Genomic DNA, 25,870 nt, shown 5'->3' on the forward strand with positions numbered 1-25,870 from the left:
CACCAAAACGATGGACACGATTTTCGCATTGTCGAGCGGCGCGCCGCCCGCGGGGATCGGCGTTATCCGTATTACCGGGCCGCAGACACGCGCTGCGCTGGAGACGCTGACCGGATCAGTACCCGCGCCGCGGGTGGTGAAACGGGCGATGTTTCGAGATGCTTCCGGTGAAACGCTCGACGATGGACTGGTCATCTTCTTTGCGGGACCCAGGTCCGTGACAGGGGAAGATCTGGGTGAATTGCATTGTCACGGCGGCAGAGCAGTGGTTGCGGCGGTCGAGGCAGCGCTCGGCAAGATCGAAGGGTGCCGTAAGGCGGAACCGGGCGAATTTACCCGCCGCGCCTTCGGCAATGGGCGGATCGATCTGTCAGAAGCGGAGGGACTCGCCGACCTGCTTTCCGCAGAGACCGAGATTCAGCGGCGCAGCGCCATGCAGATGGCGAGCGGCGTGTTCTCGCAACAGGTCGAGAGCTGGCGTGAGCGGATTCTTGTCCTGTCGGCGCAGGTCGAGGCAGTGCTCGATTTCGACGATGAGGATGACGTTGCGGCCTTGCCTGAGGCGTTCGCCACCGAGGTTGCGGCATTGGCGGGAGAGATTCGCGCAGCGCTCGATGCCCCACACGCCGAAACGCTCAAGGAGGGCTATCGCGTTGCCCTGGCAGGACCACCAAATGCAGGAAAGTCTACTCTGTTCAATGCTTTAGTGGAGAGTGAGGCGGCGATTACTGCAGAAATCGCAGGCACCACGCGGGATGTGCTTACGCAATCGGTGGCGCTGGCGGGAATACCGTTCACATTCGTCGACATGGCCGGCCTGCGTGCTCCGGGTGAGGACACAATCGAAGCTATCGGTATCGAGCGTGCATCGGCTGAGATCGCGAAAGCCGATCTTACGCTATGGCTCGGCGCGGAGGGTGAGGGGCCTGACGGCGCATGGGAGATTGAGGCGCAGTGTGACCGTGACCATCGTCACCACAAGTCCAAACCCCGCCATCGCATTTCGGCGAAGAGCGGCAAGGGCATGGGCGACTTGCGGCAAGCCCTGATCGATGCAGCGCGATTAGCTATGCCGAAGCCCGGTGTTACTGCTCTCAATGCGCGGCAGCGGGATCGACTGGCAGAAGTGGTTGAGGCGCTTAACCGGCTTGATTCAGTTTCAGATCCACTTCTGGTGGGAGAGCATCTTCGGCAGGCACGCCGTGCGTTAGATGCGCTTGTTGGCCGGACCTCGACCGAAGATGTCCTCGACGCTCTATTCGGGCGATTCTGCATCGGGAAGTAGGGGTTGTTCCACGTGGAACATCTCGACCCGCCACAAGTCTTTTGACCCAAACCATGATGGCCAGTATCGGGCAACGCATGACGCATTTCGATGTCATCACTATTGGCGGCGGGCACGCCGGTTGCGAGGCTGCGGCGGTTGCGGCGCGCATGGGTGTGCGCTCGGCGCTGGTGACTTTCGATGCCGTGAAGCTTGGTGCGATGAGCTGCAACCCCGCGATTGGTGGTCTTGGCAAGGGACACCTGGTTCGCGAGGTTGATGCTTTCGATGGCTTGATCGGGCGCGCAGCCGATGCGGCGGCAATCCATTACCGCATGCTCAACCGGTCGAAGGGCAGCGCAGTCCATGGTCCGCGCATTCAGGCCGACCGAAAGCTGTTCCGCGCCTCGGTTCAATCAATGCTTGCTGCGCAGGAAAATCTGACTGTGATCGAGGGCGAGGCTGCGGAGCTCATCCTTGAGAATGGCCGCGCCGCTGGCATTCGGCTGGGTGATGGCAGTGAAGTGCGCGGGGCGGCGGTAATCCTCTGCACCGGTACTTTTCTCGGCGGCACGCTTTTCAGGGGTGAGGAGCGCTTCGAAGGCGGGCGTATCGGAGAGGAATCGGCACAGAAACTCGCGCAACAGCTGCGTGCAGCGGATTTGCCAATGGCGCGTCTCAAGACCGGTACGCCGCCAAGGCTCGACGGGCGCACCATCGACTGGGCGCAGTTGCAGGAGCAGCCTTCTGACGCTGACCATTGGACCATGTCTCCACTGACGCGTGAGCGGCTCAATCCGCAGATCTTCTGTGCGATCACCCGCACCAACCCGCGGGCGCATGAGGTTATCGCAGAGAGCCTCCACCGCTCGCCTCTGTTTACCGGCGCAATCGATGCCGCAGGACCGCGATACTGCCCCTCGATCGAAGACAAGATTCATCGCTTTGCAGACAGGGACGGGCACCAGATCTTCCTCGAGCCAGAAGGGCTGGACACGCACCTTGTTTATCCCAACGGGATCAGCACTTCGCTCCCCGTTGATGTGCAACTGAACATGTTGCGCGCCATGGAGGGGCTTGAGCAGGTTGAGATGGAAGTGCCCGGCTATGCAGTCGAGTACGACCATATCGACCCTCGTGCCCTTGGCACGGACCTACAGCTAAAGGCAATCCCCGGGCTTTACTGTGCCGGGCAGATCAATGGTACGACCGGATACGAGGAGGCTGCTGCGCAAGGGCTTCTTGCAGGCATGTATACCGCAGCGTCAGTGAAAGACGTATCTGCACCTGCTCTGGATCGCGCCAATTCATACATGGCGGTGATGATGGACGACCTCACTCTGCATGGGGTAAGTGAGCCGTATCGGATGCTCACGGCCCGCGCAGAGTATCGACTTCGCCTCCGCGCCAACAATGCGTCAACACGGCTCACACCCATTGCTCTGGAAATGCAGTGCGTGGGTGAGGAGCGCTCGCGCTGGTTTGCCGAGCGTTTGGATAAGTGTTCCACGTGGAACACGGCACTTGATGCCGAAATCTCCGCAGTGGATCTCAATGACGCGGGACTCCCCGTAAAGCGTGACGCAGGGAAGAAGACGGTTCGGGAGTGGCTGGCATTCCCCGATCTGCCGCTCGATGTCCTTTCCCCTTGGCTCCCCGATGATTGCGACCCGCACAGCGCGTTGGCGGCTGAGCTTGCCGAAGACGCCGCTTATGCGCCGTATCTCGCGCGGCAGGAAGCCGAACTGCGCGACCTGCGCAGCAGCGAGGCTTTGGCATTGGGTGACGATTTCCCCTTTGGCGACGTTCCTGGCCTCTCCAACGAGATGGTTGAACGCCTTTCTGCAGCCAAGCCCGAGACGCTGGCGGCGGCGGGTCGGGTTCGCGGAATTACACCGGCAGCACTTGCGGCATTGTTGGTACACGCGAAGCGTCGTAATCGAGCGGCATGATCACCAACGAAGAAGAGGCGAGGGCATTTTGCGCAGCGCGCTGCGATGCAGACGGTATGGCGCGTATCGAGCGTTTTGCCGGGATGCTCGCAGAAGAGAATGCGCGTCAGAACCTTGTGTCGGCTGCTAGCCTCGAAACCGTGTGGCAGCGCCATATGGCGGACAGCCTGCAATTACTTGACTACGCGGGGGATGGCGTCGGGCCTTGGCTCGATCTTGGCTCGGGCCCAGGTTTACCCGGCCTCGTCCTTGCTCTGGCGCGCCCAAACATGCCCATCGGCCTGGTCGAATCACGCCGCAAACGATTCGAGTGGCTGGAGCAGGTGAAGGGCGAATTCGGGCTATCGAACTGCACTGTGCACGGAAAGCGGCTCGAACATGTGGATAGCTGTGAAACTGGCGTAATCACTGCGCGCGCCTTCGCTCCGCTTGATAAACTCCTCAGGTTATCCGCCCGTTTTTCCACACGCTCGACCATTTGGCTGTTGCCCAAAGGGCGTTCGGCAGCGCAAGAATTGTCGGAGCAACCTCATGCAACCAGGCAAATGTTCCACGTGGAACAATCGCAGACGGATGCAGAGGCGGCCATTTTAGTCGGGAAGGGGAAGCCAGCGCCATGATCGTGATCGCCATAGCCAATCAGAAGGGCGGCGTGGGCAAGACTACCACCGCCATCAATATCGCGACGGCAATGGCGGCGAGTGGCTGGCGCACGCTTCTGATCGACTTGGATCCGCAGGGTAATGCCTCGACCGGCGTGGGCCTAGCAGCAGCGCAGCGTGATGTCTCAAGCTATGATCTGCTGGTTGACGAGGTTCCGGTGGAGGAATGCACCGTTGCCTCCTCCATCCCGGGCCTCGACCTGATTCCGGCAACGGTTGACCTGAGTGGGGCGGAAGTAGAGCTGGTTGGCGCCGAAGCGCGTTCTTTCCGCCTTCGCGATGCTCTCGCAGAGCATGATGCGCACGATATATGCTTTATCGACTGTCCGCCTTCGTTGGGCCTGCTGACACTCAACGCGTTGTGTGCCGCAGATACGCTGATGGTGCCGCTGCAGTGCGAATTCTTCGCTCTGGAGGGCCTCAGCCAGCTTTTGCAGACGGTTGAGCAGGTTCAGCAGCGTTTCAATCCCGATCTGGGCATCATTGGCATCGCCCTGACCATGTTTGACCGCCGCAATCGCCTGACCGACCAGGTGGCAGATGATGTGCGCGAATGCCTGGGTGATCTGGTGTTCGAAGCGGTAATTCCGCGCAATGTTCGCCTGTCAGAGGCGCCAAGCCACGGATTGCCTGCGCTGGTTTACGACCACGCATGTATGGGGAGCAGGGCCTATATGGATCTGGCGCGCGAACTGATTGGCCGCCTGCCGCAGGAAAGGGTTGCAGCATGAGCGAGAAAGAGACCTCAACGCGCAAACGCAAGCTCGGCAAGGGATTGGGCGCACTTTTGGGCGAAGCACGCCGCGAGGAGCCCTTGGTAGCAACGAAGCGTCCTTCACCCGGTAATGACGACAGCTCGGGCAGTACGCCTGATACAGCGGCAGATGGCCTCGCCACCCTGGCTATCGCCGATATCGAGCCGCACCCTGATCAGCCGCGCCGTCATTTCGACGAAGATGCGCTTTCGGAGCTGGCTGCCTCGATCTCGACCCGCGGTGTGATCCAGCCCGTGATTGTCCGCCCGGTGGGCAAGGGCAAATATCAGCTGGTGGCGGGTGAGCGTCGCTGGCGTGCCTCGCAGAAGGCACAACTCCATGAAATTCCAGCAATTGTTCGTGACTTGGGTGATCGCGACGTCATGGCGCTGGCGCTTATCGAGAATATCCAGCGTGAAGACCTGAACCCGGTCGAGGAAGCGCGTGCCTATGCACGCCTGGCTGAATTCGAGGAGATGACACAGGCCGAGATCGCCACGCTGGTCGAGAAATCGCGCAGCCATGTGGCGAACCTCCAGCGTTTGCTGTCGCTTCCGGCGTCGGTTCTCGATCATCTCGAAGCCGGAAGGCTCGATATGGGGCATGGCCGTGCGCTGATCGGGCTAGAGAAGGCTGCAGAGATCGCCGAGGAGGCCGTCTCTAAGCGCCTTTCGGTCCGCGAGGTCGAGAAACTGGCTCGCAAAAGCCGCGCGGGCAGCGAAGCATCGACACGCCGCCAGGCGCGCCCACCGCGCGATCCAGCGCAGGATGCCGATATTGCTGCGGTCGAGAACCATCTCGAGGAGTTTCTAGGACTACCGGTGAAGATCGCCACCGATGAAGACCCAAGGTCGGGCCAGGTCACAGTGCGATTCCGCACACTCGATCAATTAGACCTTATCTGTCAGAGACTTACTGGCGGCGGGATCTGATAAGCCAACAACACAAACGCCGCGCAAAAAGTTGCGCGGCGCAAGTTTCTCTCCGCTAAAGAGGCGTTTCTCGATCAGTTGATCGGTGTGCGCTTGTCTCCGCGCGGGCGGGGTGCAGGCACCGCTCGGCGGGCAGGGCGACGTTCTACCTCGATGATCTCTTCCTCAATGATCACCGTTTCGCCTTCGCAGCGACGGCAGTTGCGAGCGCGATGCCCGTGACCGCTCACGCGAACCGGCACCATCATCATCGGCTGCCCGTAGCCGTATCCGTAACCGGCACCCATTTCGTGCCGCGCGAGATAGGCCTCGCAATAGCGCGCGGCCCACAATTCCTCGCGGTTCATGCCTTCGTAATAGTCGCTATCGCCGTCACCATCGATGGCATCACCGATAGCCGCACCGGCAAGTCCTCCAAGGCCAGCGCCAACAACGGTGCCAAGCAGGCGATTATCGTCTGCGATACGGTTGCCAGCAACGCCGCCAGCCACGGCACCCAGCAGTCCGCCGATCAGCGCACCATCGGGTCCGCGACGACGACCGTCGTCGTAATAGTCATCACCTGCCATCACATAGCGGCATTCGGCGAGCCAGCGGTTGCGTTCTTCGGTCGTGTAGCCGAGTCCCGGTGCGTGGGCGTTACGATAGCGTCCGCCGTGATGCCCGCTGCCGTGGCGCGCGTGCCAGTTGTTGCCATCGTGGCGCAGAACATGGCCATCGTCGCTGATGAAATGGGCATCGCCCACCCACACGCCCTGATATTCGGCTTCGACGGCCTGGCCGTACTCGTCGGTATAGGTGCCCCGCCATTCGCCGTGCCAGGTGGATTCGTCTTCCCAGCTACCTTCCCAGTTTCCGTCATAGCGGCCATCGACTGAGGTGGTTTCGCTCCCATGATGCTCGGAATGGTGTCCACCATGATCGCCGGTATGATGCTCTGTGTGAGCTTCGGCATAGCGGTCATCTTGCGCCATGGCGGGTGTCGATAGGCCCAAAGCAGCAGCGCTGGCCAGAAGCAGGGTGGAACGGATCGGCATTACGGTAATCCCTCATACGGAGTCGGGCCGGCAGCCCAGTTAACTCCATATTTACCAAGGTAATCCGCAGAAATCCAAGGGAGCCGCGCCGCTTGTCCCACTACGGGGCATCACGGGTTGGGCGAAGAGGGGCCTAAATGCGGTCCGAAAGCAGCGTAGCGAGCGCCTCGATCCCGGCGCGATCCTCGTCATCGAAACGACCGATCGAAGGGCTATCGAGGTCGATCACCGCCACAACTTCGCCATCACGCTTGATCGGCACGACCAGTTCGGACTGGCTGCGCGCGTCGCAGGCGATGTGGCCGGGGAAGGCGTGTACATCCTTTACCAGCTGCGTTTCACCCTTGGCGGCGGCACCGCAGACACCCACTCCCACCGGGATACGAATACAGGCAGGGCGCCCGACAAAGGGCCCGAGCACCAGTCCGCCATCGACCATGCGGTAGAAGCCCACCCAGTTGGTATCGCTGATGAATTCCCCCATCAGCGCTGCTACGTTGGCCATATTGGCAACGCCGTCCGGCTCGTCACGCGTCAGAGCATCGGCGGCTTCGTTGAGAGTTGCGTAGAGATCGGCCTTGGGGGCATCAGGATCGGGAGTGAAATCGAACATCGCCACCATATAGGCACCGTGAAGCAGCGCGCAAAGCCCCATTGCCGAGCCGCCGCGCCTCGCTTATCCAGCCCTTATGCGAATTCTCAAAAAGATCCTCATCGCCCTCGTTATTATTATTCTGCTCGCGGCCGGAATCCTTTGGCTGCTGGCTCGCCCGGACATCTCCGAAAGATCGCTCGATGATACCTCGGGTCCCGATCCGGTGCTGGTGGAGCCCGATGCGCAGACCATCCCCACTGTCGGGATCAACACGCCTATCGGCTGGGAGGAAGGCGAAGCACCGACCGCGGCAGAAGGCCTGGTGGTCAACCGTTTTGCCGAAGGGATCGAGCATCCCCGCGTGCTCTACACGCTGCCCAATGGTGATGTGCTGGTGACGCTCACGAACCGGCCCGAAACCGATGGAGAGACCAACTGGCTGGTGCAGATGGTCATGGACTATCTCTTCAGAAAGGCCGGCGCTGCCGTTCCTTCGCCCAACCAGCTTGTCCTGCTGCGCGATGCGGACGAGGACGGCACGGCCGAGGAAACGATCGTCTTGCGCGAGGAAGATCTCGACTCCCCCTCGGGCATCGCCTGGCATGATGGCAATCTTTACATCGCCAACCACGACGAGGTGCTGCGTTTCGACTATGAACTGGGCGCCCCGTCGGTAGGGGGCGAAGCCGAGCAGATCGGCACGCTTCCTGCTGCCGGAAACCACTGGATGCGCAACATCGTTCTCAACGAAGAGGGCACGCGGCTCTATGTCGCGGTCGGCTCGGCCTCCAATATCGGCGAGCAGGGGATGGAGATCGAGGAAGGCCGCGCGGCCATCCACGAATTCAATCTTGAATCCGGCTCCTCACGCATCTTCGGCGCGGGCATCCGCAACGCCAACGGCATGGACTGGAACCCATGGACCGGTGAACTCTGGACGGTGGTCAACGAGCGCGACATGCTCGGCTCTGACCTGGTGCCCGATTACATGACTAACGTGCCCATCGGCGTGCATTACGGATGGCCCTGGGTGTACTTCAACGACGTTTTCGACGAGCGGGTGGAAGCGCCCATGCCGCAATTCCTCACCGAATACACGCGCACTCCGCAATATGCCTTGGGCGCGCATACCGCGCCGCTCGGTATGGTCTTTACCGCTGAAGGTGATCGCCTGAGCGAACGCTTCGGGCGGGGTGCCTTTATCGCGCGACACGGATCGTGGAATCGCCAGCCAGCCTCGGGATATGACGTGGTGTTTGTCGCCTTTGACGAGCGCGGCAATCCTGAAGGGCTGCCACAGCCCGTGCTAGAGAGCTTCCTGGTCGGCGATGGCGAAACCAAAGGCCGCCCGACCTGGGTGGCGTGGGATCGCACCGGCGCTCTGTTGATCAGCGATGATACCGCCAACATCATTTGGCGCGTTACCGATCCGCAGTCTGAAGGCGCACCGGCGATCGACCGGAATTCGGGCGAGCGTCTGCCGCCGCGTCGTCAGCTTCAGGGTGATCCGTCTCGTGCGTTCGAGGAAGGCGCGATCAACCCTGCCGACATTATGTAGCCAGGGGCCAGTGCGGCTTAAGATGGGCAACACAACCGAGACGATCCTGGCCGATGCCGATGGCATCGCGCGCGCCGCAGAAATCCTGCGTGGCGGCGGGCTCGTCGCCGTGCCGACCGAGACGGTGTATGGTCTTGCTGCGCGCGCCGACAGTGCAGAGGCGGTGGCCAGGATCTATGCCGCCAAAGGTCGCCCTGACTTCAATCCGCTGATCGTGCATGTGCGTGATATCGAACAGGCCGAGGGGATTGCAAAATTCGACACGGTGGACGCCAGATTGCTGGCAGATTTCGGGTGGCCCGGCCCGTTGACGCTTGTTCTCCCGTTACAGCCGGATGCGCAGATCACAGCTGCGGTCACCGCTGGCCTATCGACCGTTGCTTTACGCGTCCCGAAACACCCTGTGATGCGCCAGTTGCTCTCGTTGATAGACTTTCCGCTTGCTGCCCCCTCAGCCAACCGCAGCGGCTTTATTAGCCCGACCCATCCAGGCCACGTCCTGGAATCGCTAGCAGGGCGGCTCGATCTGATCCTTGATGGAGGGACCTGCGCACGCGGGGTTGAATCGACGATTGTTGCGGTACGGCCAGACAGGCAATGGGTCGAGCTTCGTCCCGGTCCTTTCGATCTGCAGAACCAGCACGATGTGTGGTACGATGATACGAGCAAGCCGCGACCGATCCCGTATACCGGATCAACGATCGAGGCACCCGGGCAACTCGAAAGCCACTATTCACCCGGCAAGCCTGTGCGTCTGAATGCCCGCGCGCCTGAATTCGACGAGTTCATGATCGGATTTGCGGAAATCGGGGGGCAGTACAACCTGTCCGAAGCCGCCGACATCAATCTGGCAGCAGCGCGCATCTACGAAGCGCTCCATCTTGCCGCACAGTCAGACAAGCCGCGCATTGCGGTTGCGCCTATTCCTGAAAAGGGGATCGGCCGCGCTATCAATGATCGTCTGAAGCGCGCTGCAGCCTGAAGTCGTCTGGCGCAACTTCTTGCTGCCTAGTCGTCTTCGGGAAGGTCGGAGGGGAGCGATTCGATAAGTTCGTCCATCTCGCGCCGGACCGTCACCGCTTCGCGGCACGCATCGTCATCACCATCATTGCAGTCTTCGGCGAGCTTCTCGTAGTCGCGAGATAGCTCTCCGATACGCTCTTCACGTTCGCGCAGTTCGCGACCGCGATTGCGGTCTGCCTCGTCCTGGCTGGTTGTGGCCCAGTCGGCCGCCTGTGCTGCGCCGCGCACAGGTAGGGTTGCGACGTCCACTAGGTTTTTTGCCACGCAGCCGCTAAGCAGCAATGCGCACGCGGGGGTGGCAATAAGGGCAAAACGAAACATGGCGGGCTCTCCGGGGAAGGCGGTAACCTGCCCCTTGTGAACCCGCCACGCTCGTCAATCAACGGATTTGCGGTCAGGCGCCTTCTTCGACAGCCTCTTCGGTCTCGGCAGCTTCCTCGCAAACGAGGCTTCCCGAACCGATGGTGTTCGCTTCGCAAGAGGCGGAGCCCGTCACATAGACAGTGCCCGAGCCGCCGATATTGGCCTCGACCCGTCCATCCGAAGCAAAGCGCGCGCTTCCCGATCCGCCGATGTTCACTTCGGCACGTTCAACCTGCAAGTCCGCCATATTGGCCGAACCGTTGCCGCCAATGGTCACTTCGAGGCGATCTGCCGTGCCCGATGTTGTGGCCGAACCGCTGCCGCCGATCATGACTTCAAGCGAATCTGCCTCGATGCTTGTTACAGAAACCGAGCCTGATCCACCGACCACAATCTCTGCACTGCTTGCCATGGTATCTGCTTCGATCGAACCGGACCCACCCATGATCAGCATTGATGGTGCAGGCATGGTGATCAGCACAGTCGCACTACCACCCCCGCTTGAGCTTTCATTGTCGCGAAGGATTGCGAGGGAGCCCTCGCTCAGGACAAAGCGCATGCGCTCGACTGCTTCATCACTGCCATCGACATCGATAGTGAATTCATCGCCGGTGGTGATGACCACACTGTCCGAACCACCCATCGCGACGCCTGTCGGTGCATCACCGCTCATGTCGAGCTCGGAAAGCGGAACACCTTCTTCGCCGTTGATCGTGATATCCATATCGCCGCAGCCCGAAAGTGCGGTGGCGGCGGCCAGGGCTGCGATAGGAGCAACGCGGCGAGCCAGTTTGGCAAAATTCATGTCTCAGTCCTCCAACTGTGTGTTGCCATCCTAATACACAAGCACGCACATGCATGCAAAGCCGCTCGTCGAGCCTGCGATGACGCTGGCAGACGCGGCTCAGGCACAAAAAAGGGCCGCTCACACGTGGTGAACGGCCCTTCAAACACTTTCAGGCGCGCTTAGGCGTCTTCGGTGTTCTCGTAATACTGCGGAGCATGCTCTTTCAGCACGTCGAGGATCTTCTCGAGAGCGGTGGGCTCGTCGGTCTTTTCCATTGCGGCCAGTTCGCGTGCGAGACGCGAGCTTGCTGCTTCAAAGATCTGACGCTCCGAATAGCTCTGCTCGGGCTGGTCTTCCGGGCGGAACAGGTCGCGCGTCACTTCAGCGATAAGGACAATCTCACCAGAGTTGATCTTCGCTTCATATTCCTGCGCACGGCGGCTCCACATGGTGCGCTTCACCTTGGGCTTGCCCTTCAGCGTTTCCATCGCTTCCTTCAGTGTCTTGTCGCTGGAAAGCTTGCGCATGCCGATGGATTCGACCTTGTTGGTCGGTACGCGGAGCGTCATGCGCTCCTTCTCGAAACGCAACACATACAGCTCCAGCTGCATGCCGGCGATTTCTTCATTCTGGAGTTCGATCACACGGCCCACACCGTGCTTGGGGTAGACAACGTAGTCGCCGACTTCGAAGGCGAGAGCATTCGCAGCCATACAAATTCCTTTCTGTCGCACGTCCCGCGAAAACAATGTCACAAAGCCCCTCCGCTGACATGCAGCGGCCAGTCATTGCATCATGTTGCTAAAAGCGGGGACCTGCCTTCCTAACCGCCTGGGGCCACAAAGAACCGCCAGTTGGGCAAGTATATAACAGATTCGTGACATAATTGCCACCCCGTTGCGCTTTGCCACCGAAGTGGCGCGCAGCTGTTCTTTATCGGGACTGTTTTCGGCAGGGGCCGAGCGGTCAGCCTGCAAGAAAAGCCTGCACTTTAGTCACCTTCGCCGGGCTCTTCGCTGAAGAACTTCTCGAACTTGCCCTCTGCGCCCTTGTGATCGTCTGCGTCGGCAGGCGGATCCTTCTTCTCGGTGATGTTGGGCCATTCGGCAGAGAACTTGGTGTTGATCTCCAGCCATTTTTCGAGGCCGTCTTCGGTATCGGGCAGGATCGCTTCGGCGGGGCATTCGGGCTCACACACGCCGCAATCGATGCATTCGCTGGGGTTGATGACGAGCATGTTCTCGCCTTCGTAGAAACAATCTACCGGGCAGACCTCGACGCAGTCGGTGTATTTGCATTTGATGCAGGCGTCGGTGACGACATAGGTCATGTGGCGAATATCCCTTGTGGTTGCTGCCGAAGTCCTATGGCGATTGAAACGAACGCGTCAAGCATTGCGATCAAGCTCACGGTAATGCGAGCGCGCTTCGGCCGCGGGGCCGCGTCTTGCAGGAAGGGATTCAATGGCGATCACGCGGACGGTGTAGCCGATGGGCAGCGTGAGCACGTCACCTGTTGCAACAGGCAGGTCGGCGCGCGTGACCCGCTCTCCATTACAGCGCATGTGCGCTTCCTCGATCCAGTGCTGCGCCACGCTGCGGCTCTTGGCGAAGCGCAGGCGCACCAAGAGCAGATCGAGCCGCAAAGTCTGTTTACTTCTTCAACAGATCGGCGAGGCCTGCGAGCGCCTTGCCCGTTGCAGGCTGGTTTGCCGGCTGCCTGTGGGTGGGGCGATTGCCCTTCGTCCCGCGCTTGTCAGGGCGTTTGCCCCCCTTGCCCTTAGGTGCAGGCCCTCTGCTGTGCTGTGACCGTGAGGGTGCAGAATCCTTGCGCGGTGCGCGCCATGTCCACGGCACTGGGCGTTCTGGGCCATACATGCCCTCCGCCAGGGCTTCCTGCTGACCCTGGCGGAACCCGGCATCCTTCATCAGGCTGCGGAAATTCTCTTCGGAAAGACCCATGCTGGTGGCGAGCGCGACATCGATGGGGAACCCTTTCGCGCCCTTGTCGCCCGCAACCTGCGCCTTGGCGCGCTGTTCATGCGCGGTACGGAACAGCTTCTCGGCCATGTCGACACGGATCGCTTGCTTGCCCGCTCGGCGATAGCCTGCGGGCATGGGCTTGGCGCTGTCGATCACCGCAGCCATCGATTCATGAATGGGACGCGGATCGACACCCAGCGCCTTGAGCAGCGCGCGGGGCGCGGGCTTGAGCAGCGCGGGCACATAGACATCAAGCGAACCGATGTTGACGCCAAGACGGCGCAGGAAAGGGCGTTTCTCCTTGGGTACATGCCGCAATCCTGCATCTTCACGCCAGACGGTACCATTGCGATCTGCAAGTGTCAGAAGGAGCGCGCGCACTTCGCTCCCCGCTTCGGGATCTTCTGCCGCCTCTTCCAGCGCAGCAAGCGGAGCGAGCGGCGCAAGCTTTTCGCCCAACCAGACCTGCAATGCTTCTTCCAGACGGTTCTTCTGTGCAGGATCGAGCTGGCCCAGTTCCTTCGCCATGACGATGCGCGGTGCGGTAATGTTTTTGCTGCGTTCGAGCGTAGCAACCGGCTTGCCATCGCGCATGATCGCGCCATCAGCAACGTCCAGCTCCCCCAACTCGTCTGCCACCAGCTTGCTCGCCTTCTGCGCCAGCAGAGCGGCCATGTGCTTTTCCGCCGCGGCGAGCATCAACTTGCGATCCTCATGACTCGCATCGGGATCGACCACGAAGCGGAAGCCATCGAGATGGCCGATCGGCTGGCCTTCGACCGTTACCCGGCCATCGTCTTCCAGATTTACTCGCAAAAGTCCTGCATCCTTTCCCATTCCGCGCATCAATACAGCGGTTCGGCGATTGACGAAACGCTCGGTCAATTTCTGGTGCAGCGCGTCGGAAAGCTTGGCTTCCGCCGCTCGAGCTCGTGCTGCCATTTCATCGCGCGCCAAGACCCAGTCAGGACGCTGGCAAATATAGGCCCAGCTGCGTATCGCGGCGAGCCGGCCCTGCAGCGTGTCGATATCGCCCGACACATTGCCGAGTTCGCCAATCCGCCGCGCAACGAAGTCCGCGCCAATATGGCCGTGCTGCAGGTCCGTCCAGAGCCGGGCGACAAAGCGTGCATGATGGTCTGCACCCTGCTGGCGGAAGTCGGGAAGCTGGCAAGCCTCCCAGAAACGACGCACCTGACCTGACGTCGTGACGCTTGCCGCCATCTCGTCCTGCTCAGCGAGCCGCTTGAGGACAGCCAGATCGATTGCCTCAGGACCAGGTGCGAGGCCTTCTTCCTGCGGCTTGGTTTCGAGATCACCGATCAGCACATCGAGCGTGTCGAAGCGCGGCTGCGGCTCGCGCCAGAACAGCTTGGCGACCGGCGCGAATTGGTGATTCTCGATTGCGTAGATCTCTTCTTCGGAGAATTCGATCGGTTGCTTGCGTCCCCGCCCACCATGAGCGCCGGCCATCGTTCCGAAAGTACCATCGGTCTGGTGACGCCCCGCACGCCCCGCGATCTGCGCCATCTCCGCCGGGGACAGGCGACGCTGGCGAACGCCGTCAAATTTCCTGAGGCTGGCAAAGGCGACGTGATGCACGTCAAGGTTGAGGCCCATGCCGATGGCATCGGTGGCAACGATGTAGTCGACCTCGCCCGACTGGAAGAGCTCGACCTGGCGGTTGCGCGTCTGCGGGCTGAGTGCCCCCATCACCACCGCCGCACCACCACGGAATCGGCGCAGCAATTCGGCGACCTGGTAAACTTGCTCGACCGAGAAAGCGACCACGGCACTGCGCGGTGGCAAGCGGGAAAGCTTGCACGATCCCGCATGGCTCAGGATGGAGAAGCGCGGCCGTTCCTCGATGCTGGCTTGGGGAACGAGCTGACGGACCATCGGCTCCAGCGTCGCGGAACCCAGTAGCATGGTCTCTTCACGCCCGCGCGCATGCAGCAGCCGGTCGGTGAAGATATGCCCGCGTTCGCGATCCGCGCCGATCTGCGCCTCGTCGAGCGCGACAAAAGCCTTTCCACCACCATCGCGCGGCATCGCCTCTGCCGTGCAAAGGAAATAGCGCGCGTTGGGAGGTTCGATCCGCTCCTCGCCGGTGATCAGTGCGCAGGCACTCTCGCCCTTGATCGCGCAGACCTTGTCGTAAACCTCGCGCGCCAGCAGCCGCAGCGGAAAGCCGATCATCCCGGAGGAATGGCCGCACATCCGCTCGATCGCGAGATGCGTTTTGCCGGTATTGGTGGGGCCGAGCACGGCGCGGATTCGGCTGTCGGCGTGGGGAAGCGTCACAATGGGCTCGCCATGCCGATTCAGAGCGCTGCGTGCAAGCATCAGGGCAATCCCTTAGTCGGCCAAACGCCTCATCGCGCGCCAGACTCGGCTGGTCGACGTTAAAGCGAAATTTACTTTATGCAGCCACTCTTTGTCGCAATTACGCACAGTCGGAACCGGGTCGCGCCGCTTCCGGCTGGAAAGCTGTTTTCGCGCGAGCCACTAAGGAGGGCGCGTTGTTCAAGGACCCAGAAGGCCAGGATCACAAACCGGATGGCGATTATCCGCCAGCCGATTTGTCGTCTGCGCAAATGGCCGGGTCCGGCAGTTCCTCCCGTCCGCGCCGGATTGCCCGCGGAAACTCGCTTGCTGACCGCTATGAGGGATGGCGCGCCCGCGCTTCCGATGCCCTCGCCTCTGCCGATCTTGCGCCTGACCTGGCCGATGACATCGGTTCGCGCCGCTGGTTGCGCGGTGTTGTCACGCTTGTCGGACTCTCGGCTATAGCGCTTGCCGCCTGGCCGGGGTTTTCCTCGGTCGAAGCCGCTCCTTCGATGCGGATTGACGATGCGGTGCGCGATGAATTCCGCAGCCAGATGATCATGCCGCTGGCTCTTGGCGCCGATAGCGGCCGCCGTATGGGCGCGACCTTTGCCGTGGCAGAGCTGGAAAGCGCTCCCGAGCGCCCGCGCCTTGATCTGGTCGCCACGCTAACGCAAGGCGACGGATTCGATCGCATGCTGCGTCGCGCCGGCATCAGCGCGGAAGAGGCGGCCCAGATTACGCGCCTCGTCAACGGGGCGATGCCGCTGGACGACATTACGTCTGGCACGCAGATCGACATCACACTCGGACGCCGCGCCAACCCCGATGTGCCGCGCCCGGTAGAGGCGCTGTCCTTCCGCGCGCGGTTCGATCTGCAGCTCAACGTTTCCCGCCGCGATGGCCAGCTGGTCATCGATCCGCGCCCGATCATGGTCGATGCGACGCCGCTGCGCGTGCGTGGCCGCGTGGGCGACAGCCTGTACCGCTCGGCTCGCGCTGCGGGTGCGCCGCCCAGCTCGGTGCAGGAATTCCTCCGCACCATTGGCCAGGAATACGATCTCGACCGCAATATCGGCGCGAATGACGAATTTGACATGATCGTCGACTATCGCCGCGCCGCTACGGGTGAGATCGAAGTCGGCGACCTGCTTTACGCTGCGATCATTCGTGAAGACCGCCCACGCGTGCAGCTGATGCGCTTTGGCCGCGAAGGCCGCTTCTATGACGCGGCAGGCGAAGGCACGATGCGCGAAGGGCTGATTGCTCCGGTGCCGGGTGCGATCTCCAGCCGCTACGGCATGCGCCGCCATCCGATCCTCGGCTATCGCCGCATGCACGCCGGTGTCGATTTCCGCGGACGTCATGGCACCCCGATCTATGCCGCGACCGATGGCACGGTGAACTATGCCGGACGCAACGGCGGCCTCGGCAACTTTGTCCGAATTCGCCACGCGGGCGGGCTTTCGACAGGCTATGCGCATATGAGCCGGATTGCCGTTCGCAACGGTGAAAGCGTCACGCGTGGGCAGGTGATCGGCTATATCGGTTCGACGGGCCTCTCGACTGGGCCGCACCTGCATTACGAGATGTACCGCAACGGTCAGAATATCGATCCGCTGAGCGTGCGCTTTGTCACTCGCGCGCAGCTTTCGGGCGCGCAGCTCGCCAATTTCCGTGAACAGCTGGTGCGTCTGCAGATGGTCGAGGCGGGAGCCGCCCTTGCCGATCTTCCGCCCGACTCCTCAACGCGTGAAGAGCCGGTGCGCGAGATTGACCGTATCGAGAACCGTCAGAGAATCGACTAGGCGGGCTGGACGGCACAGGTTGCGCATTGCCCACATGGCAGAATTCCGGCAGGACCAGCGCCCATGAACAGGCATTACCCCAACACCAGATTGCGCCGCACCCGCGCCACTACGTGGAGCCGCGCGATGGTGCGCGAAACCGTGCTGACGCCGGCCGACCTAATCTGGCCGCTTTTCGTGACCGAAGGTGAAGGGGTCGAAGATCCCGTAGCAAGCCTGCCCGGTGTATCGCGCTGGTCGGTGAACGGCATTGCGAAGCGCGCGAAGGAAGCGGTCGACCTCGGCATTCCTTGCATTGCGCTGTTCCCCAACACGCAAGCCGACAAGCGCAGCGATGACGGGGCCGAAGCGCTCAATCCCGACAACCTAATGTGCCGAGCGATCAAGGCGGTGAAGGATGCCTGCGGAGACGATGTCGGCGTGCTGACCGATGTCGCGCTCGATCCCTATACCTCGCACGGGCAGGACGGGCTGGTGGATGCCTCCGGCTATGTCACCAATGACGACACCGTCGCGGTGCTGGTCGACCAGGCGCTCAACCAGGCAGAAGCTGGCGCGGACATTGTCGCGCCATCAGACATGATGGATGGCCGTGTCCACGCCATTCGCATGGCGCTGGAGATGGGCAACCATCCCAACGTGCAGATCATGGCCTACTCGGCAAAATATGCCTCTGCCCTCTACGGTCCGTTCCGCGATGCCGTGGGCAGTGGTGGACGGCTGGTCGGCGATAAGAAGACCTACCAGATGGATGCGGCCAATGGAGACGAGGCGTTGGCCGAGGTCGCGCTCGACATCGCTGAAGGTGCGGACAGTGTGATGGTGAAGCCGGGTCTCGCCTATCTCGATATCATCTGGCGCGTGAAGCAGCGGTTCGACGTGCCGGTATATGCCTATCAGGTGAGCGGCGAGTATGCCCTGATCGAAGCAGGCGCAGCCGCCGGCGTGGGTGATCGCGATGCGTTGCTGATGGAAAAGCTGGTGGCGTTCAAACGTGCGGGTTGCTCGGGCGTGCTGACCTATCATGCGCCTCTGGCCGCGAAACTGCTTGGTGGCTGAGCCGATGACCGAGTTTCGACATGAAACCGAGCGGCTGGTGCTGCGCGACTGGCGCGAGAGTGATGCACAGGACTTCCACCGGTTGCATTGCGATCCACAGGTCATGGCAACGCTCGGGCCGTTGCGCGACATGGACTATACCACCAACCTCATCACAGACCTCCAAAACCGGGCGAAGCGCAATGGAGGGCACACCTATTGGGCTGTCGAGCGCAAGGAGGATGGCCGCGTCATCGGTTTCTGCGGGCTTGATCGCGGCTATGAAGGCACGATTGTCGGCGAACTGGAAATCGGTTGGCGCCTGGCGAGTGATTGTTGGGGCGCAGGATACGCTACTGAAGCGGCAGAGGCATGTGTCAGCTGGGCGCGCGATCACAAGCCCGGGGAGCGTATTGTCGCGATTACGGCTGAAACCAATACCGCCAGTCGCGCCTTGATGACGCGGATCGGGATGGAGCATTGCCCGGCTCTCGATTTCGAGCACAGCCATGTGGCAGAAGGTGATCCCCTCAGGCCGCACGTCGTATATGTGAAGGAAATGAATTGATGGCCTCTTCGCGCCGCTGGCTGTTCACGATCACCATTTTGGCGGGCAGTTTCCTGCTGTTTCTGGTGCAGCCGATGGTGGCGCGCATGGCGCTGCCGCGATTGGGTGGCGCGCCCAACGTCTGGAACAGCGCGATGCTCGTCTATCAGGCGCTGCTTTTGGGCGGCTATGCCTATGCCCACTTTATCGGGCGCTTCTCCTTGAGGACACAGGGTATAGTGCACGTGATCGTGCTTGCTCTCGGCGGACTGACCTTGCCGCTGGCGCTGGCCGATATCGCCCCGCCTGCGCCCGGCCTGGAGGCATTCTGGGTGCCGTGGCTGTTCCTGCTGACGGTTGGCCCTGCTTTCTTCGCCATTTCCGCGCAGGCTCCGCTTATCCAACGCTGGTTTGCCGCGCATCCGGAGGCCGGCAACCCCTATCCGCTCTACGCGGCATCCAATCTGGGCAGTTTTGGTGGCTTGCTCACCTACCCGCTGCTGGCAGAGCCGCTTTTCTCGATCGGGCAGCAGAGCCTCTACTGGGCGATCGGATACGCCTTGCTCATCGTCCTGGTGATCACGGCAGTCATGGCGCGTAGTGGTGTTGAGGCACCCGTTGCGGCAGAAACCGCTGCAAGCGAGGGGGAAGGCGATGCCTCGACCAGCTGGAAGACCATTGGCCTGTGGTTGGCGCTCGCCGCGATTCCATCGGGCCTGATGCTTTCGACCACGACCTTCCTCACCACCGATATTATGGCGATGCCGCTGCTGTGGGTGATCCCGCTGGGGCTCTATCTGCTCAGCTTCTCCATCGCCTTTGCGGAGAAGCGCGCAATTGCGGGCGTTTTCGTGTTCATTGCCCCGGTGATCCTGTTGGTCGATGGCAGCATCGCGATGTTCGCCGCTGGTCGCGCCGATCTCCTGGCGGCTGCGGCGAGTATCATCCTGCTTTTCGTCGTCGCTGTAGCCCTGCATTCCAAGCTGTACGAGCATCGCCCTCCGCCATCGCAGTTGACCAAGTTCTACCTGATCATGTCCGCTGGCGGTGCGCTGGGCGGACTGTTCACCGCCCTCATAGCGCCGGTCGTGTTCGACTGGACGTGGGAGCATCCCTTGTTGATCCTTGGCGCGGCGGCGCTCCTGCCGTTGGGGGCCTGGCGCAAGCTGCTGGGCAACCGCTTCAGCAATCCGCGCATCATGCTGATCCTGCTCGCGGTGACGGTGATCATCGTGTTCAACGCCTCGCTCGCGATCTTCCAGTCGAGCCTGTCGCAGTCGCAGCTCACTGCCGGCCAGTGGGCGGCGCTCATCGGTGTGCTGCTGATCGCCATGCTGCTTGCCGCACGGCGCTGGTCTTACGTGCTCGGCTGCGCAGCCATGCTGCTCTCGCTTGGCGGGCTGTCCAACCTGCAGACAAGCGCGGAGGGCATGCGTGAACGCAGCTATTTCGGGATCTATTCGCTGCGTGAGGAGCCCGATGGCGATACGCTGCTGATGCACGGCACGACCATACACGGTGTGCAGCGCGCGGGTGAAGAAGCGCGGCGCATGCCGACCGCCTATTACGGGCGCAATTCGGGCGTTGGCCGCAGCCTTATGATGGCGGAGACGATGTTCGGCGCGAATGCCCGCGTGGGCGTCGTTGGCCTGGGTGTCGGAACGCTCGCTTGCTATAAACAGCCGGGGCAGGACTGGACCTTCTTCGAGATCGATCCGGTCGTGCTCGACTATTCGGACAACGGCCAGTTCACCTACCTTTCCGATTGCGCGCCGGACAGCCCGATTGTCATTGGCGATGCGCGGCTTGAGCTGGAAGAAATGCAAGCCGACAGCTTCGATGTGCTGGTCATCGATGCTTTCAGCTCTGATGCCATTCCGCTCCATCTGCTGACCGCTGAGGCGCTCGATATCTATCTGCGTGCGATTCCCGATGACGGGCTGCTGGTGATGCACATCTCCAACAATTACATCCGCTTGCAGCCGGTGATCGCCCGCTTGGCAGAATCGCGCGGCCTGACCGCACGCCTGCGCAGCGATGGAGAGCGGCAGGAGGACGAGCTCTTCGCATCGAGCTGGGTTGCGCTGTCACGCGATCCGGCTCGGGTGGAGGCTCTGGCATCCGAAGGCGGCTGGGACGAGCTGGAGGACCCCGAAGGCCCCGTCTGGACTGACGACTACGCATCGATCCTGCCCTACCTCGTCTGGGAGAACTTCCTGTGAACGATGACAGGTTCCCCGGTGCCACGATCATGGAGTTCGATGGCGTGTACCCGCAGATCCACGACAGCGTCTTTGTCGCACCCGGTGCGCGGATCATTGGCGATGTCACCATAGGGCCCGAAGCGAGCGTCTGGTACAACTGCGTGCTGCGCGGAGACATTCACAAAATCGAAGTCGGCGCACGCAGCAATGTGCAGGACGGCAGCGTCTTCCACGTCGAAGGCCCCCGCCCAGACACCGATGGCGAGTCAACAATCGTTGGCGAAGACTGTGTGATCGGCCACATGGCCGTGGTCCACGGTTGCCAGCTGGAAAACCGCGCTTTCGTCGGCATGGGAGCGGTCGCGATGGACGGCTCACGAATTGCCGAGGGCGGCATGCTGGGCGCCGGAGCCCTGCTCAGTCCCAACAAGAAAATCGGCCCCGGCGAAATCTGGATCGGCCGTCCGGCAAAATACTACCGCACGCAGGATGAAGCACAGATCGCCAAGATCAAATTCCAGACCGAACGGTACTCCAAGCTGGCGCAAAGGCACCTGGCGCAGTTGCGCGGCGCAACTTCTTAGTTTTTCGAAGCCGCGGAGGCGGCTTCGTCCTCGCTAGACGTGCAGGCAAGCTGCGCCCGCTGCGGGCGGGCGGTCGCCTTTGCGGCCCTGACGGGCCGTTTACTCTCTCTAATCCCTGATCATCTTCCGTAGAGTACCAATACGGTCGGCTTCGTGTACTGGCTTGTCCCAGCGGATGCGGTGGATGCGCGGGAAGCGCATCGCGAGGCCTGACTTGTGACGCTTGCTCGTGTGGACGCTGTCAAAGGCCACTTCGAAGACGAGCGTTCGCTCGACCTCGCGCACCGGACCGAAGCGGTTGAGCGTTGTTTGCCGCACCAGCCTGTCGAGCTTCTTCAGTTCGGCATCGGTGAAGCCTGAATAGGCCTTGCCAACGGGTAACAACTCTGCCCCTGCGTCGGGGTCGCCATCCCAGCAACCAAAGGTGTAATCCGAATAGAAGCTCGAGCGCTTGCCGCTCCCGCGCTGGGCATACATCAGCACACAATCGATCAGCAGCGGATCGCGTTTCCACTTGTACCACAACCCCGTCTTGCGCCCCGGGACGTAAAGGGAGTCGCGGCGCTTGAGCATCAGCCCTTCGATCGCGGCATCGCGGGTGCCCTCGCGAATTTCAGCGAGATGCTCAAAGTCACGCGCTTCGACGAGCTGGCTGAGATCGAAATGGTTGCCCGGCAGCTTGGGCACGGCGCTTTCAAGCTGGCCTCGCCGCCGCTGCCATTCGAGCGCGCGCTGATCCTCGCCATCCCACGACAGCACATCGTAGAGCCGGACAAAGGCGGGGCTTTCGGCGAGCATCTTCTTGCTTACTGTCTTGCGACCAAGGCGCTGCTGCAAGGCGTTGAAGCTGGCCGCACCGCCTTCTGCACCGCCCTGCGCATCGCCGCGCACAAGCAATTCGCCATCGAGCACCGCCGGGCGATCAAGCGCACCCACCAGTTCGGGGAAAGTTGCGCTGATATCGTCGCCCGAGCGCGAATAGACCCGTGTCTCGCCCGCCACGTGGACCAGTTGCACGCGAATGCCGTCCCACTTCCACTCGGCCGCATAGTCTTTCAGATCGACACGCAGCTCCTCCAGCGGATGGGCGAGCATAAACGGCCGGAAAAGCGGCACGTTCTTGGTATCGGGCGGATCGGCCCCGTCAGCCGCCCAGGCGAACAGTTCGGCATAGGGCGGCTCAAGCGCGTGCCAGTACTCCTCCACGTCATCGACGCTGACATCGAAGGCCTGCGCAAAAGCCACCTTGGCAAGGCGACTGGAGACACCAATGCGCATCCCGCCCGTCGCCAGCTTGATCAGCGCATAGCGACCTGATGGGTCGAGCCGGTCGAGCAGCTTGGGCAAGTCCACAGGTGCGGTGGCGCGAGTCATTTTCGCAAGCGTTTCAACGGCTTCGCTTACCGATGGTGGCGGCGCGACGTCACCGATTGGCTCGGGCCACAGCAGGCTTACAGTTTCTGCCGTATCGCCGACGAAGTCGCGGCTGAGCTTCCACAGCACCGGATCAACGCGGTCCTGCATCAGGTTGCGTACGGTCGAACTTTTCACCGCCTTGAAATTGAGCCCGTTGGTCAGCGCGCCGAGCGCCCATCCGCGGTCGGGATCGGGCGTGCCGCGCAGATACTCGGCAATCAACCGGAGCTTCTCATTGCGAGACCGCGTATAGACGAGCGCTTCGAGGAGGCAGGCGAAGTCCTCCACTACTCGTCCTCATCCTCGCGCCCGATCATCGCTAGCGCACGGGCGCGGCGTTGGTGGAGTTGGTGCCAGCGGAGCAGCGCTTCCTCGCGGCCGTGGGTGATCCAGGTTTCGTGCGGATCGACTTCCTCGATCGTGCGCGTGAGTTCGTGCCAGTCTGCGTGGTCTGAAATCACGAGTGGCAACTCGACATTGCGCTGGCGAGCGCGCTGGCGCACGCGCATCCATCCACTTGCCATCGCGGTGATGGGATCGGGTAAGCGTCGGCTCCAGCGATCATTGAGCGCGCTTGGCGGGCAAACGACGATATGCCCGCGAATATCGTCCTTTTCGTGGTCCATCACCATGCGGAGCTCGCCCAGGTCGACGCCGTGTTCCTGATAGAGGCGACACATCTTCTCCATCGCGCCGTGCAGATAGATCGGCTGTGTGTGCCCTGCGGCGCGCAGCTCTGCGATCACGCGCTGCGCCTTGCCCAGCGCATAGGCACCTACGAGCACGCAGCGGTTGGGGTGCGCTTCGAGCCGCGCGAGCAGCTTCGCCATTTCGTCTGCGATAGGAGGATGGGTGAACAGCGGCAGGCCAAAGGTCGCTTCGGTGATGAAAATGTCGCAGGGGATCACTTCGAACGGCGGGCAGGTCGGATCGGGGCGGCGCTTGTAGTCACCCGTGATCACCACTCGCTCGCCGGCATGTTCGAGCAGGATCTGCGCGCTTCCCAGCACGTGTCCTGCAGGTACAAAGGTCGCATCGACTCCGCCATCGAGCCGCACGGTCTCGCCGTAGGCGACCGACCGTACACCATCGCGCGTGTTGTAGCGTAGCTCCATGATCGCCAGCGTTTCCGGAGTGGCTACAGTCTTGCCATGTCCGCCGCGTGCATGATCGGCGTGGCCGTGCGTTACCAGTGCCTTGCTAACCGCGCGCGAGGGATCGACCCAGCAATCGGCAGGGGGAATGTAGATCCCGTGCGGTTCGGGCTTGATCCAGGAAAAGGGCGCGGCCATCCCTAAAGGAATTCACCGCGCCCCTGTGTGTTCCGTTTACGTGTGTTCCGTTCAGCGACTTTCCTGCCAGCGTGCAATCGCCTCGTCATACATCAGGATCTGGTTGTCCGGATCGGGGAGGAAATGCGCGTTTTCGTCGGGCAGCTCGATCTCGCCGCGTCCGCCAGTCATCATCAGCGTGCGGTTGGAACCGTTCACACGCACTTCCAGAGGCATCTCAAAGGCATATTCGGATGGCGTGACCCATTCGAAGGCGACTGTGCGCCCGCTCTGCTCCACGTTCAGCCGAGGTAGATCTGCCTGATAGAAATAGGCATCGAAGAACCAGTTGAGGTCTTCGCCGGTCATTTCCCCCAGAATAACGCGGAAATCGTCTGTCGTGCGTGAGACCGGGCGGATTTCTCCGGGCACCGGGCTTGTCGTCCCGTAGGTCAGCTGCGTGAGTGCAGGGAACAGCGCCTCTTCTCCTACGAGGTAGCGCATGGTGTGCATTACCCACGCACCCTTCGCGTAGATATCGCTGCCCCAGCCAGCCGCCTCGTCATTGTAATCGGGAAGCTCTCCTTCGGGCGAAACCAGAGGTACCTGGCTGCGAATGCCGCGCCGCTGACGCCACATTTCGGATGTGTAATACATCTCGCCATGCATCCAGCCGAGGTAGAGCGGTTGCATCCACGTGCCGATCCCTTCGTGCAGCCACATGTGGTTGATGCTGGCATGGGTCAGCTGGTTGGCGAACCATTCGTGCGCGAATTCGTGCTGCAGCAGCCAGTCATAGCCCAGCGGATCGGGGCGGAAACGGTTGCCGTAGGCATTGATCGTCTGGTGCTCCATGCCGAGGTGCGGCGTTTCGACGATCCCCGCCTTCTCATCACCAAAGGGATAGGGGCCAATCGTGCTTTCGAAGAAATCGAGATAGGTTGCCATCTCGCGCACGAGCGCGCGCGCCTCTTTCCGGCTTTCGGGTAAGTGCCAGAACTGGATCGGGATAGTGTTGCCGAAACGGCTTTCGTACATCTGTTCGGAAAGCTCGTACGGCCCGATTTGCAGAACAATGCCGTAATTGCTCGGATCGCGCGCGGTCCAGTGGAAGGTCGTTGTGCCGTCACCGTTGTCGACCTCGCTCACCAGCCTGCCATTACCGGTGGCGGTCAGTCCGGTGGGCACCGTCCACATGGTGTCGATCGAACCAAGTCGGTGTGCCGAATTGTCGATGCACGGCCACAGCATATCGCAGCCCTCGCCCTGAAACGCGGTTGCAATCCACGGCTGACCGTTCGATTGCGACCAGACAATGCCGCCATCCCACGGCGCGTTGCGGGCAACGTGCGGGGATCCTTCGTACTGGATGCGCAGATTGATCGTATCGCCGGCAGTGGCGGCGCTGGGTAGCCGCATCGTGAGAATGCCGCGCGGATTGGCATAGGCGTCTGCAGCCAGCTCGACTCCGTCTATGCTGACGGCGGTGACATTGTAGCGCGGGTCCAGATCCAGCGCGAGCTCGTCCAGCGCTTCGCTTGCAGTCAGGCGATAGGAGCTGTCGCCTTCTATGCGCCGCCGGTCCGGCAGGACAGCGATAGCCAGATCCACATGCTCGATCTGCATCGCGGCGCGCGGGCCGGTCAGCGGTAGATCGGTCTGCGCGGTACGCTGGCTGAGGGACTGGGCATCGGCAGAAGCAGGCGTGAGAACGAGAGCTGTCAAAGGCAGCAACAGGAGATGTGCTTTCATTCTATCGGAATA

The 25,870-nt window shown here is 61.7% G+C and carries 23 protein-coding genes; 12 read left to right on the forward strand and 11 right to left on the reverse strand.

The annotated features are described in order from the left end of the window. The first annotated feature begins 10 nt into the window (after nt 1-10). From mnmE to OOZ52_RS10390, 5 genes are all read left to right on the forward strand, one after another. Complete coding sequence (gene mnmE, locus OOZ52_RS10370; protein ID WP_274698450.1) at nt 11-1,285, forward strand: tRNA uridine-5-carboxymethylaminomethyl(34) synthesis GTPase MnmE; 1,275 nt, start codon at nt 11-13, stop codon at nt 1,283-1,285. Nucleotides 1,286-1,362: 77 nt separating this feature from the next. Beyond that, on the forward strand, nt 1,363-3,216 hold the full coding sequence (gene mnmG, locus OOZ52_RS10375; RefSeq protein WP_274698571.1) for a tRNA uridine-5-carboxymethylaminomethyl(34) synthesis enzyme MnmG: 1,854 nt from the start codon (nt 1,363-1,365) through the stop codon (nt 3,214-3,216). After that, nucleotides 3,213-3,836, forward strand: a complete 624-nt coding sequence (rsmG, locus tag OOZ52_RS10380) for a 16S rRNA (guanine(527)-N(7))-methyltransferase RsmG (RefSeq protein ID WP_274698451.1) — start codon at nt 3,213-3,215, stop codon at nt 3,834-3,836. Before mnmG ends, rsmG begins: the two co-directional genes overlap by 4 nt. Beyond that, nucleotides 3,833-4,609, forward strand: a complete 777-nt coding sequence (locus OOZ52_RS10385; protein WP_274698452.1) for a ParA family protein — start codon at nt 3,833-3,835, stop codon at nt 4,607-4,609. Before rsmG ends, OOZ52_RS10385 begins: the two co-directional genes overlap by 4 nt. Then, on the forward strand, nt 4,606-5,565 hold the full coding sequence (locus tag OOZ52_RS10390; protein WP_274698453.1) for a ParB/RepB/Spo0J family partition protein: 960 nt from the start codon (nt 4,606-4,608) through the stop codon (nt 5,563-5,565). Before OOZ52_RS10385 ends, OOZ52_RS10390 begins: the two co-directional genes overlap by 4 nt. A gap of 74 nt (nt 5,566-5,639) precedes the next feature. On the opposite strand, the gene OOZ52_RS10395 is transcribed toward OOZ52_RS10390, so the two are convergent. Then, a complete protein-coding gene (locus OOZ52_RS10395) occupies nt 5,640-6,602 on the reverse strand; it encodes a glycine zipper 2TM domain-containing protein (RefSeq protein WP_274698454.1) in 963 nt (320 codons plus the stop codon). Nucleotides 6,603-6,735: 133 nt separating this feature from the next. Beyond that, complete coding sequence (locus tag OOZ52_RS10400; protein WP_274698455.1) at nt 6,736-7,215, reverse strand: GAF domain-containing protein; 480 nt, start codon at nt 7,213-7,215, stop codon at nt 6,736-6,738. A 76-nt stretch (nt 7,216-7,291) separates the two neighbouring features. Here OOZ52_RS10400 and OOZ52_RS10405 point away from each other — a divergent pair, with 76 nt between their 5' ends. Both OOZ52_RS10405 and OOZ52_RS10410 read left to right on the forward strand, forming a co-directional pair. Continuing rightward, nucleotides 7,292-8,755, forward strand: coding sequence for a PQQ-dependent sugar dehydrogenase (locus OOZ52_RS10405; RefSeq protein ID WP_274698456.1), 1,464 nt, complete (start codon nt 7,292-7,294; stop codon nt 8,753-8,755). A 22-nt stretch (nt 8,756-8,777) separates the two neighbouring features. Further along, nucleotides 8,778-9,737 (forward strand): L-threonylcarbamoyladenylate synthase, encoded by a 960-nt coding sequence (locus OOZ52_RS10410; protein ID WP_274698457.1) that lies wholly within the window; start codon nt 8,778-8,780, stop codon nt 9,735-9,737. A 26-nt stretch (nt 9,738-9,763) separates the two neighbouring features. Here OOZ52_RS10410 and OOZ52_RS10415 read toward each other — a convergent pair whose 3' ends face one another. The 6 genes from OOZ52_RS10415 to OOZ52_RS10440 all read right to left on the reverse strand — a co-directional run bounded on the left by OOZ52_RS10415 (nt 9,764) and on the right by OOZ52_RS10440 (nt 15,256). Further along, nucleotides 9,764-10,027 carry a hypothetical protein gene (locus tag OOZ52_RS10415; protein ID WP_342454953.1) on the reverse strand — a complete coding sequence of 88 codons (264 nt, stop codon included), beginning with the start codon at nt 10,025-10,027 and terminating at the stop codon, nt 9,764-9,766. Nucleotides 10,028-10,172: 145 nt separating this feature from the next. Further along, entirely contained in the window at nt 10,173-10,946 is a 774-nt protein-coding gene (locus tag OOZ52_RS10420; RefSeq protein WP_274698459.1) for a head GIN domain-containing protein, read from the reverse strand. A gap of 161 nt (nt 10,947-11,107) precedes the next feature. Continuing rightward, nucleotides 11,108-11,641, reverse strand: a complete 534-nt coding sequence (locus OOZ52_RS10425; protein WP_274698460.1) for a CarD family transcriptional regulator — start codon at nt 11,639-11,641, stop codon at nt 11,108-11,110. A 278-nt stretch (nt 11,642-11,919) separates the two neighbouring features. Then, nucleotides 11,920-12,258 (reverse strand): ferredoxin FdxA, encoded by a 339-nt coding sequence (gene fdxA, locus OOZ52_RS10430; protein ID WP_274698461.1) that lies wholly within the window; start codon nt 12,256-12,258, stop codon nt 11,920-11,922. Between the two features lie 57 nt (nt 12,259-12,315). Then, nucleotides 12,316-12,573 (reverse strand): S4 domain-containing protein, encoded by a 258-nt coding sequence (locus tag OOZ52_RS10435; RefSeq protein ID WP_274698462.1) that lies wholly within the window; start codon nt 12,571-12,573, stop codon nt 12,316-12,318. Between the two features lie 7 nt (nt 12,574-12,580). After that, nucleotides 12,581-15,256, reverse strand: a complete 2,676-nt coding sequence (locus tag OOZ52_RS10440) for a helicase-related protein (RefSeq protein WP_446698123.1) — start codon at nt 15,254-15,256, stop codon at nt 12,581-12,583. Nucleotides 15,257-15,432: 176 nt separating this feature from the next. On the opposite strand from OOZ52_RS10440, the gene OOZ52_RS10445 reads away from it, so the two are divergent. The 5 genes from OOZ52_RS10445 (at nt 15,433) to OOZ52_RS10465 (ending at nt 21,419) form a co-directional block, all read left to right on the forward strand. Continuing rightward, a complete protein-coding gene (locus tag OOZ52_RS10445) occupies nt 15,433-17,046 on the forward strand; it encodes a M23 family metallopeptidase (protein WP_342454955.1) in 1,614 nt (537 codons plus the stop codon). A gap of 63 nt (nt 17,047-17,109) precedes the next feature. After that, nucleotides 17,110-18,105: a porphobilinogen synthase gene (hemB, locus tag OOZ52_RS10450; RefSeq protein ID WP_274698463.1), complete on the forward strand. Its 996-nt coding sequence runs from the start codon at nt 17,110-17,112 to the stop codon at nt 18,103-18,105. Nucleotides 18,106-18,109: 4 nt separating this feature from the next. Further along, the gene (locus OOZ52_RS10455) at nt 18,110-18,652 is read left to right on the forward strand and encodes a GNAT family N-acetyltransferase (protein WP_274698464.1); all 543 of its coding nucleotides are present in this window, start codon (nt 18,110-18,112) and stop codon (nt 18,650-18,652) included. Continuing rightward, nucleotides 18,652-20,853: a fused MFS/spermidine synthase gene (locus OOZ52_RS10460; RefSeq protein WP_274698465.1), complete on the forward strand. Its 2,202-nt coding sequence runs from the start codon at nt 18,652-18,654 to the stop codon at nt 20,851-20,853. Before OOZ52_RS10455 ends, OOZ52_RS10460 begins: the two co-directional genes overlap by 1 nt. Then, nucleotides 20,850-21,419 carry a gamma carbonic anhydrase family protein gene (locus OOZ52_RS10465; protein ID WP_274698466.1) on the forward strand — a complete coding sequence of 190 codons (570 nt, stop codon included), beginning with the start codon at nt 20,850-20,852 and terminating at the stop codon, nt 21,417-21,419. The genes OOZ52_RS10460 and OOZ52_RS10465 overlap by 4 nt, the downstream gene beginning before the upstream one ends. Nucleotides 21,420-21,527: 108 nt before the next feature. Here OOZ52_RS10465 and OOZ52_RS10470 read toward each other — a convergent pair whose 3' ends face one another. The 3 genes from OOZ52_RS10470 to OOZ52_RS10480 are packed head-to-tail and all read right to left on the reverse strand — an operon-like array spanning nt 21,528 to nt 25,858. Beyond that, nucleotides 21,528-23,123 (reverse strand): cisplatin damage response ATP-dependent DNA ligase, encoded by a 1,596-nt coding sequence (locus tag OOZ52_RS10470; RefSeq protein WP_274698467.1) that lies wholly within the window; start codon nt 23,121-23,123, stop codon nt 21,528-21,530. Next, complete coding sequence (locus OOZ52_RS10475) at nt 23,123-24,127, reverse strand: ligase-associated DNA damage response exonuclease (RefSeq protein WP_274698468.1); 1,005 nt, start codon at nt 24,125-24,127, stop codon at nt 23,123-23,125. The genes OOZ52_RS10470 and OOZ52_RS10475 overlap by 1 nt, the downstream gene beginning before the upstream one ends. A 51-nt stretch (nt 24,128-24,178) precedes the next feature. Continuing rightward, complete coding sequence (locus OOZ52_RS10480) at nt 24,179-25,858, reverse strand: M1 family metallopeptidase (protein WP_274698469.1); 1,680 nt, start codon at nt 25,856-25,858, stop codon at nt 24,179-24,181. Nucleotides 25,859-25,870: the final 12 nt, after the last annotated feature.

Origin of the sequence: Aurantiacibacter sp. D1-12 (assembly GCF_028858515.1) — a bacterium.
Taxonomy (GTDB): domain Bacteria; phylum Pseudomonadota; class Alphaproteobacteria; order Sphingomonadales; family Sphingomonadaceae; genus Alteraurantiacibacter.

Coding starts and splice junctions, on each gene's coding strand:
- OOZ52_RS10420 (WP_274698459.1), bottom strand. CDS start 10,946: ATGAATTTTGCCAAACTGGCTCGCCGCGTTGCTCCTATCGCAGCCCTG.
- mnmE (WP_274698450.1), top strand. CDS start 11: ATGGACACGATTTTCGCATTGTCGAGCGGCGCGCCGCCCGCGGGGATC.
- OOZ52_RS10385 (WP_274698452.1), top strand. CDS start 3,833: ATGATCGTGATCGCCATAGCCAATCAGAAGGGCGGCGTGGGCAAGACT.
- OOZ52_RS10425 (WP_274698460.1), bottom strand. CDS start 11,641: ATGGCTGCGAATGCTCTCGCCTTCGAAGTCGGCGACTACGTTGTCTAC.
- OOZ52_RS10400 (WP_274698455.1), bottom strand. CDS start 7,215: ATGTTCGATTTCACTCCCGATCCTGATGCCCCCAAGGCCGATCTCTAC.
- OOZ52_RS10475 (WP_274698468.1), bottom strand. CDS start 24,127: ATGGCCGCGCCCTTTTCCTGGATCAAGCCCGAACCGCACGGGATCTAC.
- OOZ52_RS10440 (WP_446698123.1), bottom strand. CDS start 15,256: ATGCTTGCACGCAGCGCTCTGAATCGGCATGGCGAGCCCATTGTGACG.
- OOZ52_RS10480 (WP_274698469.1), bottom strand. CDS start 25,858: ATGAAAGCACATCTCCTGTTGCTGCCTTTGACAGCTCTCGTTCTCACG.
- OOZ52_RS10390 (WP_274698453.1), top strand. CDS start 4,606: ATGAGCGAGAAAGAGACCTCAACGCGCAAACGCAAGCTCGGCAAGGGA.
- mnmG (WP_274698571.1), top strand. CDS start 1,363: ATGACGCATTTCGATGTCATCACTATTGGCGGCGGGCACGCCGGTTGC.
- rsmG (WP_274698451.1), top strand. CDS start 3,213: ATGATCACCAACGAAGAAGAGGCGAGGGCATTTTGCGCAGCGCGCTGC.
- OOZ52_RS10395 (WP_274698454.1), bottom strand. CDS start 6,602: ATGCCGATCCGTTCCACCCTGCTTCTGGCCAGCGCTGCTGCTTTGGGC.
- fdxA (WP_274698461.1), bottom strand. CDS start 12,258: ATGACCTATGTCGTCACCGACGCCTGCATCAAATGCAAATACACCGAC.
- OOZ52_RS10455 (WP_274698464.1), top strand. CDS start 18,110: ATGACCGAGTTTCGACATGAAACCGAGCGGCTGGTGCTGCGCGACTGG.
- OOZ52_RS10410 (WP_274698457.1), top strand. CDS start 8,778: ATGGGCAACACAACCGAGACGATCCTGGCCGATGCCGATGGCATCGCG.
- OOZ52_RS10460 (WP_274698465.1), top strand. CDS start 18,652: ATGGCCTCTTCGCGCCGCTGGCTGTTCACGATCACCATTTTGGCGGGC.
- hemB (WP_274698463.1), top strand. CDS start 17,110: ATGAACAGGCATTACCCCAACACCAGATTGCGCCGCACCCGCGCCACT.
- OOZ52_RS10405 (WP_274698456.1), top strand. CDS start 7,292: ATGCGAATTCTCAAAAAGATCCTCATCGCCCTCGTTATTATTATTCTG.